The organism is Candidatus Omnitrophota bacterium, from assembly GCA_028716165.1.
GTDB lineage: Bacteria > Omnitrophota > Gorgyraeia > JABMRG01 > JABMRG01 > JAQUQI01.
Window position 1 is genome coordinate 82,143 of record JAQUQI010000001.1, and the last position, 14,285, is coordinate 96,427.

The window sequence follows — 14,285 nt, forward strand, 5'->3', positions numbered from 1 at the left end:
GCGTATATCAAAAAGATCCAATAATATACGCTTATCCGGCCTGCGTTATTCAGACAATTAGCTTTTGAAAATTAAAACTTGTGGATAACAAGGCCGGTAATGGGCTTGGGGTAAAAATAGGTGGATTTATGCGGCATCCTTTCGCCATTTTTTGCAAGCGCTATCACATCATCCATCGTGGAAGGATTTAATAATATTCCAAGGCCGTATCTGCCGTCATTAACATGGGTTATAAGTTCTTTGCTGTCTTTGTAATAATAAATATTACGCTCTTTTTTAACGCGCTCTTTTATTTTCAAAAACCTTTTAAGCACGAGATTATGCAGGATAGAAACATCAAGGCCTTTCCATCTAAGGCTGGCTCCCTTAGGCTCCATGCCCTTTATGATGGTTTTGTCTTTAAGTGATATAAAAATATATTTATTTTCATAATACATGACAAAAGAACATCTTTTGGCTAAAAACGCCCGTTTCATAAGCCTGTCCGCACAGGAAGGCTTAATCTGCCTGACATCAAAATGCGGGCTCAATCTGTCCTTTATATAATCAATGCCAAAACCCGAGGGCAATTGCCTGACAGCGCGGTGCGTGGGAAGTATCTTAAGGCCTTTATCGCGCGAGCTTACAAAATACGCCAGGGTAAATCTGTGCCCGCCGGGGGCTCTATACCTTGAATCAAAATAATCCCTTGTCATCACCGATGCCTTGAAGCGATGATGGCCGTCGGCAATAAAAGTCCGTGAACGGTCAAGCTTGCGCTGTATTCCAAAGACCAATTCCTTATCGTTAAGGCGCCATAGCCTATGCCTGCAGTTGTCGGCGCGTATATCAAGGTCGGGCTTTATCTTTTTAATAATCTTCTTTAGCCGGGCCTGGCATAAACCGCCTTTGTCATCAAAAACCATGAACACAGGGCTAAGATGGGCGCGGACAGCCTTCATCAGGCTTACCCTGTCAAGCAAGGGTTTTAAAAATACATTTTCATGCGGCAGTGGGGACTTATCTTTTGAACTCTCAAGCCCGAGCAGTGAAATAAATCCAAGCCTTTTAGATAATTTTCCGGCAAGGGTAAATTCCTGCTCATAAATATATAATGATTCCGCGCTGTCCTGGCAAAAAATACCTTTGTCTATCCACGACGACAACTCGTTCCCGGCCCCGACATATCCGCCGTTACCTGCCCTGCGTTCGGGAAGGACTATCCTTACGATATTATAAGCGGATTTTTTTAAAAACTCACTGCGCTGCTGCCTGTTTATCACGTCATACGGCGGGCAAACCGCCTTGTCTAATTTTATACGTTTGTCATATCTTAGAGCCTTGAAAGGGATTATCCTGGCCATATACTCCTCTTATTTTCTCTTTCTAAAATTAAAAAACAAAACTCCTGACAAGGCGCCGGCAGTATTAAAAAAAATATCCAATATCTCCAAAGACCTGTAAGGCAGTAACAATTGGCAAATCTCCATTAAGGCCCCGTACGCGAATACCGCGCCGAAAGCCCTGACAGCCGGCCCACCTGCCGCGGGCCTGGCGCCTGTATTGTAAAAAGCCCTGAAAAACAAAAACGCCAATGCCGCGTAAGCTGAAAAATGGAATATCTTATCAGGGCATATTTCAAGCCCTATTTCCTGCGGAATAGCTGACAATGACAGGATAAAAATGGCAAGCGCGCATACAATTACAGGAAACCAGTATCTGAAAAAAACTTTCTTTACCACGCCTTATTTCCCGGAATTCGGACAGTTGGCGCATGATGATTTTTTACCGGCAGGGCATGTTCCGGCCGCTTCCTTTTGGGCCTGGCGCTTGTAATCAGGTTTGCGGTAATCAGTGGCGTAAAAACCATTGCCCTTCAATATAAAACCCGCGCCCGGGCTTATAAGGCGGCGCACCTTGCCGGAACAAAACTTACATTTTTTAACAGGCTCGGCAGTGATAGAGTGAAACTCTTCAAAAATCTTACCGCACTTTTCGCACTTATACTCATATGTCGGCATATCAATTTCCCTTCCCTTGACGGCTTAAAAAAACCAGGTCAACGAAACGCTCCTTTTATTTTGTCCATAAAGGAATTTATGCCCGGCGTTGATCTGCCGCCAAGGGCGTCAAATTCCTTTAATAATTCTTTTTGCCTGGCGGAAAGCTTGACCGGCACGTCAATAACAATCCTGACCAGCTGGTCTCCTTTGCCATAACCATGCACGTCCACGATACCTTTTTCGCGCAGTCTAAATGTCTTTCCGGGCTGTGTCCCGGCGGGTATCTTCATCTTTACATTGCCGTAAAGAGTCGGGACATCCGTCTCATCCCCTAATACCGCTTGAGAAAAACTAATGGGCAGTTCGCATATAACATTATTTCCGTCGCGCTTATATAAAGGATGTTTTTTTACGTAAATAAGTATATAAAGATCGCCGCGGCCGCCGCCTTTGGCTCCGGCCTCCCCCTCGCCATGCACCCTTACCCTTGTGCCTGTATCAACGCCGGCGGGTATATGGACGTCTATTTTTCTCTCTTGTTTTATCCTGCCTGTGCCGCGGCATTCAGTGCAAGGCGATGATATAATCTCTCCTTCTCCCTGACAACGGGGGCATACCCTTGCTATGCTCAAAAAACCCGACTGGCTTCTTATCTGCCCACTGCCGCCGCAATAAGAACATCGTGATTTGCCTGTGCCGGGCTTGGCCCCCTGGCCTTTGCAGGCAGGGCACGCTTCATACCTCGGAAGTTTTATCTTTTTCTCAACGCCGAAAGCAGACTCCTCAAACTCTATCTCCATGCTCATCTCAATGTCATTTCCGCGCCTTGGCCCCTGCCTGCGCCCGGAGGAAACCCCCTCGCCGAAGATGCCGTCAAATATATCGCCGAAAATTCCGCCGCCCGCGCCGCCAAAGCCGCTCATAAAATCACGGAAAACCTCTTCGGCATGTTCCATATTGCCGGGACCTGCGCCAAAGCCGTTCTGGAAAGCGCTATGCCCGTATTGGTCATACTGGGCCTTCTTCTTGGTGTCACCTAATACCTCGTATGCCTCTGTGGCTTCCTTGAATTTTTCGCTGGCCTGTTTCTTTTCAGATTCCTGCACCCTGTCAGGATGATATTTTAAAGCAAGCTTTCTATATGCCTTCTTTATCTCATCCTCGGAAGCTGACCGGGCGACACCAAGTATTTCATAGTAATCACGTTTTGACAATATAAGGCCCTTAACCCTTCCTTGTTTTAATTACCTTTATCCTCTTTGTATTCGGCATCAACAACATCATCCTTGCCGGACGGCTGGTTATTATCCGCTCCCGGATTAGCCTGCGCGGCATCAGGGCCCGGCTGGGCGCCTGGCTGCTGCTGTTGCTTGGCTGACTGGGCCTTATATATCTCTTCGGCAAGTTTATGCGATGCGGCGGCAAGCGCGTCCATGGACTTTTTTATGGCCTGCGTATCATCGGTCTTCACCTTTTCCTTTAGGTCATTTATGCCCGACTCTATGGCCTTTTTCTCTGCGTCAGAGACCTTGTCCGCGTAATCTTTAAGCGCCTTTTCCGTTGAATAGATAAGAGTATCCGCCTGGTTTTTCATCTCCACGGCCTCTTTTCTCTTTTTATCATCTTCGGCAAAACGCTCGGCGTCTTTTACCATTTTTTCTATCTCTTCTTCGCTAAGCTTCTTGGGCGCCGATATCCTGATAGACTGTTCTTTGCCTGTGCCAAGGTCTTTGGCGCCTACATGAACAATGCCGTTCTGGTCTATATCAAATGTAACCTCTATCTGCGGCACGCCTCTTGGGGCAGGGGGTATGCCGACTAAGTCAAACCTGCCAAGCTCAACATTGTCATTGGCCATCTGCCGCTCGCCCTGAAGGACGCGTATGGTAACTGCCGGCTGATTATCCGCTGCTGTTGAAAATGTCTGGCTCTTTTTTGTCGGCACAGTAGTATTTCTTTCAATCAACTTGGTAAAAACCTGGCCGAGTGTTTCAATGCCCAAAGAAAGCGGCGTTACGTCCAGCAAAAGAACGTCTTTGGCGTCGCCTTTGATAATAGCCGCCTGGGCGGCAGCGCCAAGAGCCACGCACTCCATAGGGTCTATGCCGCGCTCTATCTTTTTGCCGACATAATCCTCAAGGAATTTCTGCACTATGGGCATACGCGTAGGCCCGCCTACCATTATTATCTTATCTATGTCCCTTACCCTTAATTTCGCGTCGTCTATGGCCTGCTGTAAAGGATGTTTACACCTTTCAATGATTGAGGCCACAAGCTCTTCAAGCCTGGCCCTGTTAATGGTCATCGTAAGATGTTTAGGCCCTGAAGCGTCAGCCGTAATAAAAGGCAGATTGATATCGGTGGTTAAAGCGCTTGACAGCTCAACCTTGGCCTTTTCGGCGGCCTCCCGCAATCTCTGCATGGCCATCTTGTCTTTTCTAAGGTCAATGCCGGACTGCTTTTTAAAATCATCGGCGATATACTCTATGAACACATTGTCCATATCCGTCCCGCCGAGTTTTGTATCACCGCTTGTTGACTTTACCTCAAAGGTAGCGGCCTTGTGCTCATCGTCCCAGCCCATTTCAAGTATAGTCACGTCAAGCGTTCCGCCGCCGAAATCAAACACCATTATCATCTGTTCTTTACCGGCCTTGTCAAGCCCATAAGCAAGGCAGGCGGCTGTAGGCTCATTGATTATCCTCAATACCTCAAGCCCTGCTATCTTTCCGGCGTCCTTTGTAGCCTGGCGCTGATTATCGTTAAAATAAGCCGGTACCGTTATAACAGCCTCTTTTACCTCTTCTCCGAGATAGCTCTCGGCATCCTGCTTTACCTTTTGCAGGATAAAAGCGGATATCTGTTGAGGCGTATATTTTTTACCGTAAGCGTTAAAATGAAAATCCTCTCCCATTCTCCTTTTCGCGGCCTGTATCGTGCCTTCGGGATTTACAGATGCCTGCCTTCTGGCAGGTTCTCCGACGAGCTTCTGGCCGTCTTTCGTAAAAGCCACTACCGAAGGAAACGCCTTGCCGCTGGCAACGCCGGCGCCTTCTGCCGAAGGTATTATAGTAGGCCTTCCGCCTTCCATTACAGCCGCCGCTGAATTTGATGTCCCAAGATCAATTCCTATTACTCTTGCCATTTTTTGTCCCTCCTGAATTTTTTAAATTACCGTCTGTCCGCGCCGATAAAGCGCTGTCTGGCCTAAAAACTAATCCTGCGTGTTTGGGCCTTTTTCCGTTTCTTCCATATTCTCTTTGCCGCCTTTTTTATTGCTCTCTTCATCGCCCGACTGCGGTTCTTTGCCGCTTTCGGCCTGCGTGCAGGCGGCCTGCTGTTTGTTGTTTTTGGCAACCTTTACCATGGCAGGCCTTATAATCTTATCATTTAACATATAACCCGGCTGGAATTCTTCCAATACGGCCCCGTCATCGGCATCTGCGGACTCAACAACCTCAATGGCATCATGCCTTACCGGGTCAAATTTCTCTCCAAGGCTGTTTATCCTTCTAAGCCCTTTTTCTTCAAGCAGTTTGTGGAGCTGTTTGGATATCATGTCAACACCCTGATGGAGTAATTTAAAATCCTGCTTTTGGTCAGCGGCCTTTATACTGCGCTCAAAGTTATCAAGCATGCCGACAAGCTCTATTATAAGCGCCTCATTGGCATATTTTATAAACTCCTGCTTCTCGCGGGCCGAGCGCTTCCTGAAATTATCAAATTCCGCCTGCAGTCTCAATAACCTGTCCTGAAAGGCGTCTTTTTTTAAAAGCTCCTCGCGCAGGACTTTAAGCTCTGCCTCAATATCCTTTATGTCAGCTCTAACAGCAGGCCCTTGCGCGCCTGTCTCGCTATCCTGATTTTTGTCTTTGTTCTTATCGTCTTTTTTGTCTTTGGCTGTCATTTTAATATCCGGCTTAGTTTTTCCGCTACATAATCAACTATGGAGACGAGCCTCGCGTATTCCATACGCTTGGGCCCTATTATTCCAAGTATGCCGCACGGTATATCGCCAACGCGGTAATCACTGGCTATCATACTGCAGTCTGAAAACTCTTCGCCCAATTCGGAACCTATGTAAACGCCAGGCGCTTCCCTGTCGCTTATTTTTTTAAGCAAAGAGAACAGGAAATCCTTGCTCTCAAGGTGCTTTAAAAGGCTTTTAACCTTTTCCACGTTCTCAAATTCGGGCTGTTCCGTTATATGAAACCTGCCGTCAAGATATATCCTGTTCTCTTTTACCACATCCAGTATAATATCTATGATGGCCTTGGCGCGTTCCAGCACATAAAAAAAAGAATCTCTCTCGGCTATAAGCTTGCGGACAATCTCCTGCCTGATCTCGTTTAAAGAGTTCTTGCCCATATATTTATTGATAAAATTATTTATACGCGACAACTCCTGGGCCTGTATATCATCGTCAAGGAAGACCACAAAATCCTTCGTAACTCCTGATGACATTATAAGCACGGCGAGTATCTCATTGGGGCCGAGTTTTACCAGCTCCACATGCCTGAAGGGGCTTTTCTGCAATAGAGGCAGAAATACAACCCCGGCCTGATTAGTTATTGACGACAATATACCCGATGTCTTGTCAAGAAGGCTGTTAAGCTCGCTTACTTTGGCATCAAACTCTTTGTCCACAAGCCTTTTCTCTTCTTCGGTAAGAAGAGATGCTCTCATCAGCTTGTCTATATAATGCCTATAACCTTTCTCGGTAGGCATCCTGCCTGCCGAGGTATGCGGATGCATTATAAGGCCCTGCTCCTCAAGGTCGCTCATGATATTTCTAACGCTGGCAGGGCTTAAGCTCATGCGCAGTTTCTTGCTTATGGCCCTTGAGGCTATAGGCTCGGCTGTGCTGATATAGCTATCAATTATCATAGCTAATATTTTATCTTTTCTGATATGTGTATCTTTCTGCGCCATATTGTGACCTTTGGGTTTTTCAGGCCGCGGATATTAGCACTCTATTATTAAGAGTGCTAACACGGAAGCCAATTCTATCACTTTTGCAATTTTTGTCAAGAATTATTTTGCGAATTTTTTCTCAATTTATTTTGCGGAGTTTTCTATCCGGGATCAGGCCTTTAACTTAGCCTTTAGATGATGGGGCACAACCGCTTTTATCCTGATGCCTTCAGGGACATCTTTTCTTTCAAGAACACGGCCCTGCTCATATATAGAGCTTAAAAGGCCCATTTTATCATGCGGGATAAGGATATCAATTTTTTCAACAAGCATCGTCATCCTTGACTTTATCATATCAACCAGGGTCTTAAGTGACGTGCCTTCTTTTGCCGATATAAGAACAGAATCTTCAATATTGCGGCGAAAATGCCCTGCTTCAAAATTATCGCTGACAAGGTCTATCTTGTTAAGGGCGGTTATAATGGGCTTCTCATATGAATCTATCTCCTTTAACACGCCCATTACAGCCTCCAGATGTTCGCCTGCCTTGGGACTGCTTATATCAAGAACATGAAGTAAAAGGTCGGCCTCTTTTACCTCTTCAAGGGTCGCCTTAAAAGCCTCAATAAGATTATGCGGCAGTTTATGTATAAAACCGACGGTATCAACAAGCAGTATCTTTTGATTATTCGGCAATACCAGCCTGTGCGCCGTAAGGTCTAATGTGCAAAATAACCTGTTATCAGAAAGAACATCGGAACCTGTAAGCTTGTTTATAAGGGTTGATTTGCCGGCATTGGTATATCCTATTACCGCGACGGTAGCCACGGAATGTTCCATCCTGTTCTGCCGCAGTTTTTTTCTCCTTTTGCTAAGCTTGGCAAGCTCTGATTTGGCATATTTTATCTTGCGCATTATGCCGCGACGGTCTGTTTCAAGCATTTGCTCACCAGGGCCCCTTGTGCCTATGCCGCCGCCAAGCCTTGACAGCTTGACGCCTAATCCGGAAAGCCTGGGAAGCATATATTCAAGCCGGGCAAGCTCAACCTGAAGTTTTCCTTCATTGGTATGCGCGCGCTGTGAGAAGATATCAAGTATAAGCTGCGTCCTGTCAATAACCTTGACTCCCAGGGCGTGTTCTATGTTTCTCTGCTGTGTGCTTGAGAGGTTTTCGCTAAATATCACCGAATCAATACCACTGCCGAATGATTCAACCATGGTATGTATTTCTTCTATCTTGCCTTTTCCAAGAAACAGATTGGCTGTGGGCTCATCCAGCCTGACTACAATATGGCCCAGCACCTTTGCCCCGCTTGAAAGGGCAAGCTCTTCAAACTCGGCACTGCTGTCTTCAGGCGACCAGCCCTTTTGCCTGTCTTCATATAGGCTTATTGTGACAAGAAGGCACCTGTTGCTCAAGGGCCCTTTTACTTCATAAGTTTTTTGCATAATATCCTTGCCGCCTGGGCGGGGGAAAGTCCGTCAATATCAACCCGCTCAAACCTTTTGTCGTTTCTAAACCAAGACAATTGCCTCTTGGCATAATTTCTTGTCCTCTGCTTTATCAATTCCCTGGCCCTGTCCAGGCTTATTTTATTATCAAGATAATCAAATACCTCCACGTAACCTAAGGCCTGGCGCGCTGTCATGGAAAGCTCTTCTTTCTTAAGCCTTCGGCATTCAGCCACAAAGCCTCTCCTGAACATGGCGTCCACTCTTTTATTTATTATATCATATAAGGCCTGCCTGTTCCTGTTAAGGTAAAATATCTTTATATCATATTTATCCTTAAGGCCTCTGGTATTTTTTCTAAGCTCTGATATCGGGGAATGGGCTTTTATGCATACCTCCAAAGCCCTGATGACGCGGCGCGTATCGTTAGGATGCAGTTTATCGGCAGTCTCATGGTCAATAGCCGATAATTTTTTATGAAGAAATCCCCTGCCGTTTAAGGCTTCCTGTTTTGACAATTCTTCTCTTAAAGCATAATCAGCCGGGGGGGAGACAAAAAGCCCGTCCACCAATGATTTTATATAAAGCGCGGTGCCTCCGGTAATCAATGCCCGGCGGCCTTTTTTTTCAATGGCATCAAGGCATTTTAAAGCATGCTTACAAAAATCGGCCGCGCTGAAATTTATTGAAGGCGCGGCTATATCAATCATGTGATGTATTATGCCGCGTCTCTGGCAGGGGGTGGGTTTCTGCGTGCCTATGTCCATGCCTTTATATATCTGCATGGAATCGCAGGATATTATCTCGGCCCTTAATCGTTTTGCCAATGACAATGAAACCGCCGTCTTGCCCACTGCTGTAGGCCCGGTTATGAATACTATTGAGTCCAATAAATAAACCCTCTTTCGGAATACCTCTAACTTATTATCGTGCCGGAAAATCCGTCTTTTTTAAGGCGCGCCAATTCGGACTCGGCAGATGCCAATGTGCTAAAATTTCCTCTCTTAATCTTATACAGCACATTATTGCCTTCCATCTCCTTATCCACCGAGACGGCATAGCCTTTTGCCTCAAGGGCCTCGGCGTATCTTAAGGCGTTTTCCCTTTTTGAAAATGCCCCCAGCTGTATGGTAAAAAATGACTGCCTTCTGTAATAATCTCCGGCCTCCTTTGCTTCAAGGCTTGAAGGGTATTGCTGTATAATCTTATTAAAACATCCCCGCGCAAGCTCCCATTTACCCTGTTTGCGCAAGGCCTTGCCTGACCCAAGATATGCCAAAGCGGCATAGTCTGATGAAGGGTATTTATCCAGCATAGCCTTATAGGCTTTTCCTGCCCTGTCAAAATCTTTTTCCAGAAAATATGAATCCGCGATACCAAGTAAAAGCAATTCATCCAACCCTGACCGCGGATAATACTTTACGACAAATTCAAAATTTTCTCTTGCCGCCTCTGCCTGGCCAAGCGCTAAAAAAGCAAGCCCCATGATATACCTGCCCTGGTCGCCTAAGGAGGCATTGCCCGCGATAGAGCGGCATATGCTAATCGTCTGTTTATAATCTCCGCGCAGATAATACGCCCATGCCCCATCAATACCCTGCCCGGCGCAATACCCGGGACTGGAGGCAAAAAATAAAGCGCACGCCAAAATAATTGTTAAGGGCTTTTTCATACAATATTTCCCACAAGAGTATTATCCTGGACGCCTGTTATTTTAACATCAAATATCTTTCCTATCAAAGATTTATCCGCCTTGCAGACTATTTGATAATTTTTCATTGTCCGGGCCTTTATATAATAATCCTGCGCGCAAGCCAAACTATCGGGCGGCCTTTTAGCCGGCGAAAGCCCCAAAACGCTTTCAACGTTTCCGATAAACCCGACGATGTTTTCCCTCATTTTCCGCGCCTGAAGGTTAAGCAAATCCTGGTTGCGCCGCCTCTTGGCATCTTCGCTGACATCATCTTGCATCTTAAAAGATTCCGCGAAAGGCCTGGGTGAATATTTGAATATAAAAGCGCCGTCAAAACCTATTCTGTCCATAATATCGCGCGTATGCCCAAAGTCTTCTTCGGTTTCAGAGGGAAAGCCGACAATGATATCTGTCGTGATCGCGCATTCAGGCGCTATCTTTCTCATATCATCTACGAGCTTTTGATAATGCTTTGAACTATAGCCTCTGTTCATAAGCTTTAATATCCTGTCAGAACCCGACTGCAGGGGCAGATGCAGATGCTGGCAAACCTTATCAAGGCCTGCTATGGCCTTAAAAAGCTCAAGGTTGGCATCTTTAGGATGAGATGTCATAAACCTTATTCTCTCAAGCCCCGAAATCCTGTTTACCGATTGGAGCAATTTCACAAAATCATTCTTGCCGCCTAATAAGGCCCTGCCCGAAGATTTGTAGGAATTCACGTTTTGGCCTAAAAGTGTTACTTCTTTAATACCCCTGTCAACAAGGTATTTTATCTCTTCAATTACGCATCCGCGCGGGCGGCTTACTTCTCTGCCCCTTACATAAGGCACAATGCAATACGAACAAAAATTATTACAGCCATAGCTGATATTGACGAATGAGCTGACATTATTTTCTCTATATAAATATAATGACTCGGCAGAGCCTTTTAAACCCTTCTCCCTGTCCAAAGGCCTACTTTCTTTTGAAACAGAACAAATATGGCGCTTGCCGGAAGAAACCTTTTCAACCAAAGCGGGTATATCATAGATATTGGAAGGCCCGCAGACAAAGTCAACATGCTCAAGCCTTTTAAATACGTCCTTGCCATAGGCCTTGCCCATACAGCCTGCAAGCCCTATAATAATATCTCTATCAGGCATATCCTGCGCCAGGCCTGCTTTATTTGCCGGGCATTTACTACTTTCCTTGACCTTGAGGCGCTTCAGCTCGCTTAGCTTGCCCCAAACCCTGTCCTCGGCGTGCTTTCTAACAGCGCAGGTATTAAATATTATGATATCCGCATCCTCGTATGACTGGGCAGGGACATAGCCTTTTCGTATCATCAGGCTATAAATGATCTCCGAATCCCGCTCATTCATCTGGCATCCGAACGTCTTTATATACACTCGTTTTAATTTATCCATAACATGGATACTCCGTTAGAGTTATGCGTAATTTTCACACAACTGAATTTATCCACAGAACCGTACGTTAGTGAGACTTATAAATCCAAGTCAACAATAACCAGCATATGATCACCATATCTTAACCACTCTGAATTTCTACCTATTTTCATATGGCTAGCTTTTTTTGCGATACCCCTATCCGCAAAGATGTAATCTATATGGTATGGCTTATTCTTATTTCTTTGCAAATACAAAGTGGATCTCGTCTCCTTGCCCTGCTTTTCGTCGAAATATTCATGGTATAAGCTTTTAATCCCTAATTCTTTCAATTCTCTAACTACATCTGAATGATTCCACCATCTATCCCACTTATCCCAGATAACATTGCTATTAAAATCACCAGCAATGACGGCTTTTTTTAATTTTCTTTTATGTAGCTGAAGATATTTCCAAAACTGGCCTATATAGCCAAATGTTGGAGAATTTGCGCCGTGACACCACACTCCAACAAGATTAAATGAACCGTTCACCCTACAGGGTATAAAATATTTTAGCCCCTTATTGTCCCAACCTAATTGTTCTATCTTTATGTCCTCTTTAGCAAAAATGCCTAACCCTTTATTCTGGTTTTCCCCTGTCCAAATGTAATTATTAGCCCACCCTCTGAAATCATCATCCTTATTCTTTGCTGGGTTTTCACACTCCTGAATTACAACAATATCGGCTTTTATTTTTTTAAATATACAAATTTTTTCTTAACGCGCCGTTACAATTCCAAGTGATTATTCTCATTTAAAACCTTTGCCACTATTCACGTTCGGTTCCTTCTTTGCCCAGTATCATAACTCATTTTTCTGCAAACAATTAACCCTTATCGTACCAATCTCTCAACGAGTGTATAATCCGAGTGTAGCAATTTGTCCATCTGGCAGCCCAGAGTCCGTATAAAAACTTTCTTCACATTATTTATCCTATTAAACCCCTTCCAATACGATAGCATTCATTTTTGTTGCTTTTTCACGTAATGGCGCGATCGCACGATACTCATCTGAATCCCACCAAGCTTGGAATCTATCCATAGAATCGAACTCTACCATGATAACATACGTAGACGTCCTATTTGGTAACACCCTACATATAGCGGGGCGCTAAAAGTAAAAAGTTTTTTATATCCATTTGGCAGGGTGTAACTAAATAGGACGCCTGCTGATACCTACTTGAATACCTCAAGACCTTCGCGCTTAGTAAATGATTCAAGATATTCTCTCTGCACCTCAAGAGAATATCCCTCTTTGGCTTGATCTTTTGTTGGTACCCGAATATAGAAGGCAATTTTCATTTGTTAGATTCTCTTTCCTTTGCTTTAAGCAACCGTTCTCTTGCTTTTGCAAAAATCTCTAATAATTTTGGTTGCATACCACTATTGAAAGTTCCACGCATATTAAAATGTCCATTAATTTCATTTACCATGGACTCGTATATTAATTTCTCAGCATCTTTCCATTCTTCAAAGCTAAAATAACTTGGGATTTTACCAGTTTCTGTATGATAGGCAGTTATCCACTCCCGTGTATTTTTTCCTCCAGAAAATTTTAAAGTTCTATCTATACTTTCTAAATAACGAGTAATATATAAATAATACTCATTTGGTGTTAATAAGCCTTTCTTTTCTTTTTCTTTTAATTCCTTAAGGTCTTTGGACATCTCTGTTTGTCCTTGCAGTGTTTGATCTTGATATAATTCATTTCTGAAATCTTTATAATCTGTCGCCTTTTTCTCTCTCCAACCATACCATCCTTGGAATATTAAGCATAAGAAGATTATGGCAAATAACCCGATCTTAAATTCTTTAGTAATGCGATGTTCAGGAACAAAGCTGATAGCAGCACTGATTAGAGCAACAACAGCTATTGAAATAAAAAATGTCTTATCCATTTTAAATTACTCCTTTAATTCACCACGCCACTTTTCAATATTTTTAATATCTTCTTTAGTAAAGACTGGATAATTGCGGTAATCACGTTTAGGTTTAACCCACCCCTTCTCTATCCAATTATAAAGAGTCTGACGGGTAATACCTAATTCCCTTGCGGCATGAGTGATGTTATATATCTTATTCATAATGAGCATATTTTACAGTATTAGACATTAATAGTCAATCTAAACTTTAGGTGGGAATAAATTGGCTCGTAGCGCAAGGAGCGGAAACCGAAGGTTAACGCCTGAGCAACGAGACAATTTTTCGGGTGGGTGGGGGTTTCTCTTTCCACTGCTTTTTACTGGCAATTAGGGAATTGACAGACGGATTGCGAGCCGTGCGGGCGAGCAAGACGGAAAACATCAAAATCGCCCCCGCCATCGGCGGGGCATTACCCCCAAAAAGAATTTCTTTTTCTTTCTTTGCCCTCTTTAATTTTTTATTTTCGGAAACAGAAAAGAAACTGCAAGGCCAAAAAAATCAAAAAGGTTATAAAAATATGTCAAAAAAAATCTACATCCACACCTTCGGCTGACCCTTGGTTTGTTCTTTACAAGTTGGCTAAACCGTTCTTTTTCACGGCTTTTCAGGTTGAGTTGGCTGAATAATGCACCGCCCGCTTCCGCCTCCTGAACGTCGGCTCCAGCGGGCTGCGTGGGTGGTGTTGGCACCGTTCGCCCCGCCTTGGGACGTGGCTCACTTGGCGGCCGCCTAGGCCGGCGGTCTTCGTGGTTGTGCAAGAGTACGATTCGGCTTTCCGTGTTTGGCGGATTTTGGACGGCGGCGAAAAATTTATAAAATGTGTTTTTGCTCTTCTTTAAGGGTGGGTGAGGCAAACGCACAAAGGGCGATGCGTAAATCCGAAGGATTAAAGC

The 14,285-nt window shown here is 44.5% G+C and carries 15 protein-coding genes and 1 pseudogene; 1 reads left to right on the forward strand and 15 read right to left on the reverse strand.

Features of this window, described 5'->3' with window-relative positions:
• Nucleotides 1-71: 71 nt before the first annotated feature.
• The 15 genes and pseudogenes from PHV77_00390 to PHV77_00460 all read right to left on the reverse strand — a co-directional run bounded on the left by PHV77_00390 (nt 72) and on the right by PHV77_00460 (nt 13,553).
• On the reverse strand, nt 72-1,343 hold the full coding sequence (locus PHV77_00390) for a DUF1015 domain-containing protein (GenBank protein MDD5503759.1): 1,272 nt from the start codon (nt 1,341-1,343) through the stop codon (nt 72-74).
• A gap of 9 nt (nt 1,344-1,352) precedes the next feature.
• On the reverse strand, nt 1,353-1,721 hold the full coding sequence (locus PHV77_00395) for a VanZ family protein (GenBank protein MDD5503760.1): 369 nt from the start codon (nt 1,719-1,721) through the stop codon (nt 1,353-1,355).
• Between the two features lie 3 nt (nt 1,722-1,724).
• The gene (locus PHV77_00400; protein MDD5503761.1) at nt 1,725-2,000 is read right to left on the reverse strand and encodes a zinc ribbon domain-containing protein; all 276 of its coding nucleotides are present in this window, start codon (nt 1,998-2,000) and stop codon (nt 1,725-1,727) included.
• Between the two features lie 38 nt (nt 2,001-2,038).
• Nucleotides 2,039-3,196, reverse strand: a complete 1,158-nt coding sequence (dnaJ, locus tag PHV77_00405) for a molecular chaperone DnaJ (GenBank protein ID MDD5503762.1) — start codon at nt 3,194-3,196, stop codon at nt 2,039-2,041.
• Nucleotides 3,197-3,222: 26 nt separating this feature from the next.
• Entirely contained in the window at nt 3,223-5,127 is a 1,905-nt protein-coding gene (gene dnaK / locus PHV77_00410; protein MDD5503763.1) for a molecular chaperone DnaK, read from the reverse strand.
• Between the two features lie 69 nt (nt 5,128-5,196).
• Nucleotides 5,197-5,889, reverse strand: a complete 693-nt coding sequence (gene grpE, locus PHV77_00415; GenBank protein MDD5503764.1) for a nucleotide exchange factor GrpE — start codon at nt 5,887-5,889, stop codon at nt 5,197-5,199.
• The gene (gene hrcA, locus PHV77_00420; GenBank protein MDD5503765.1) at nt 5,886-6,914 is read right to left on the reverse strand and encodes a heat-inducible transcriptional repressor HrcA; all 1,029 of its coding nucleotides are present in this window, start codon (nt 6,912-6,914) and stop codon (nt 5,886-5,888) included. The genes grpE and hrcA overlap by 4 nt, the downstream gene beginning before the upstream one ends.
• A gap of 153 nt (nt 6,915-7,067) precedes the next feature.
• Complete coding sequence (gene hflX, locus PHV77_00425; GenBank protein ID MDD5503766.1) at nt 7,068-8,345, reverse strand: GTPase HflX; 1,278 nt, start codon at nt 8,343-8,345, stop codon at nt 7,068-7,070.
• Nucleotides 8,324-9,238: a tRNA (adenosine(37)-N6)-dimethylallyltransferase MiaA gene (miaA, locus tag PHV77_00430; GenBank protein ID MDD5503767.1), complete on the reverse strand. Its 915-nt coding sequence runs from the start codon at nt 9,236-9,238 to the stop codon at nt 8,324-8,326. Before miaA ends, hflX begins: the two co-directional genes overlap by 22 nt.
• Before the next feature lie 26 nt (nt 9,239-9,264).
• Nucleotides 9,265-10,020 (reverse strand): tetratricopeptide repeat protein, encoded by a 756-nt coding sequence (locus PHV77_00435; GenBank protein ID MDD5503768.1) that lies wholly within the window; start codon nt 10,018-10,020, stop codon nt 9,265-9,267.
• Nucleotides 10,017-11,450, reverse strand: coding sequence for a tRNA (N6-isopentenyl adenosine(37)-C2)-methylthiotransferase MiaB (gene miaB, locus PHV77_00440; protein ID MDD5503769.1), 1,434 nt, complete (start codon nt 11,448-11,450; stop codon nt 10,017-10,019). The genes PHV77_00435 and miaB overlap by 4 nt, the downstream gene beginning before the upstream one ends.
• 77 nt (nt 11,451-11,527) lie before the next feature.
• Nucleotides 11,528-12,224: pseudogene (locus PHV77_00445) on the reverse strand (endonuclease/exonuclease/phosphatase family protein).
• 421 nt (nt 12,225-12,645) lie between these two features.
• A complete protein-coding gene (locus tag PHV77_00450; GenBank protein ID MDD5503770.1) occupies nt 12,646-12,771 on the reverse strand; it encodes a recombinase family protein in 126 nt (41 codons plus the stop codon).
• Nucleotides 12,768-13,367 (reverse strand): hypothetical protein, encoded by a 600-nt coding sequence (locus tag PHV77_00455; protein MDD5503771.1) that lies wholly within the window; start codon nt 13,365-13,367, stop codon nt 12,768-12,770. Before PHV77_00455 ends, PHV77_00450 begins: the two co-directional genes overlap by 4 nt.
• Nucleotides 13,368-13,373: 6 nt before the next feature.
• Nucleotides 13,374-13,553, reverse strand: a complete 180-nt coding sequence (locus PHV77_00460; protein MDD5503772.1) for a MerR family transcriptional regulator — start codon at nt 13,551-13,553, stop codon at nt 13,374-13,376.
• A gap of 125 nt (nt 13,554-13,678) precedes the next feature.
• Here PHV77_00460 and PHV77_00465 point away from each other — a divergent pair, with 125 nt between their 5' ends.
• Nucleotides 13,679-13,945 carry a hypothetical protein gene (locus PHV77_00465; protein ID MDD5503773.1) on the forward strand — a complete coding sequence of 89 codons (267 nt, stop codon included), beginning with the start codon at nt 13,679-13,681 and terminating at the stop codon, nt 13,943-13,945.
• Nucleotides 13,946-14,285: the final 340 nt, after the last annotated feature.

Coding starts and splice junctions, on each gene's coding strand:
- PHV77_00455 (MDD5503771.1), bottom strand. CDS start 13,367: ATGGATAAGACATTTTTTATTTCAATAGCTGTTGTTGCTCTAATCAGT.
- hflX (MDD5503766.1), bottom strand. CDS start 8,345: ATGCAAAAAACTTATGAAGTAAAAGGGCCCTTGAGCAACAGGTGCCTT.
- hrcA (MDD5503765.1), bottom strand. CDS start 6,914: ATGGCGCAGAAAGATACACATATCAGAAAAGATAAAATATTAGCTATG.
- PHV77_00400 (MDD5503761.1), bottom strand. CDS start 2,000: ATGCCGACATATGAGTATAAGTGCGAAAAGTGCGGTAAGATTTTTGAA.
- PHV77_00450 (MDD5503770.1), bottom strand. CDS start 12,771: ATGAAAATTGCCTTCTATATTCGGGTACCAACAAAAGATCAAGCCAAA.
- miaB (MDD5503769.1), bottom strand. CDS start 11,450: ATGGATAAATTAAAACGAGTGTATATAAAGACGTTCGGATGCCAGATG.
- PHV77_00435 (MDD5503768.1), bottom strand. CDS start 10,020: ATGAAAAAGCCCTTAACAATTATTTTGGCGTGCGCTTTATTTTTTGCC.
- PHV77_00390 (MDD5503759.1), bottom strand. CDS start 1,343: ATGGCCAGGATAATCCCTTTCAAGGCTCTAAGATATGACAAACGTATA.
- dnaK (MDD5503763.1), bottom strand. CDS start 5,127: ATGGCAAGAGTAATAGGAATTGATCTTGGGACATCAAATTCAGCGGCG.
- PHV77_00460 (MDD5503772.1), bottom strand. CDS start 13,553: ATGAATAAGATATATAACATCACTCATGCCGCAAGGGAATTAGGTATT.
- grpE (MDD5503764.1), bottom strand. CDS start 5,889: ATGACAGCCAAAGACAAAAAAGACGATAAGAACAAAGACAAAAATCAG.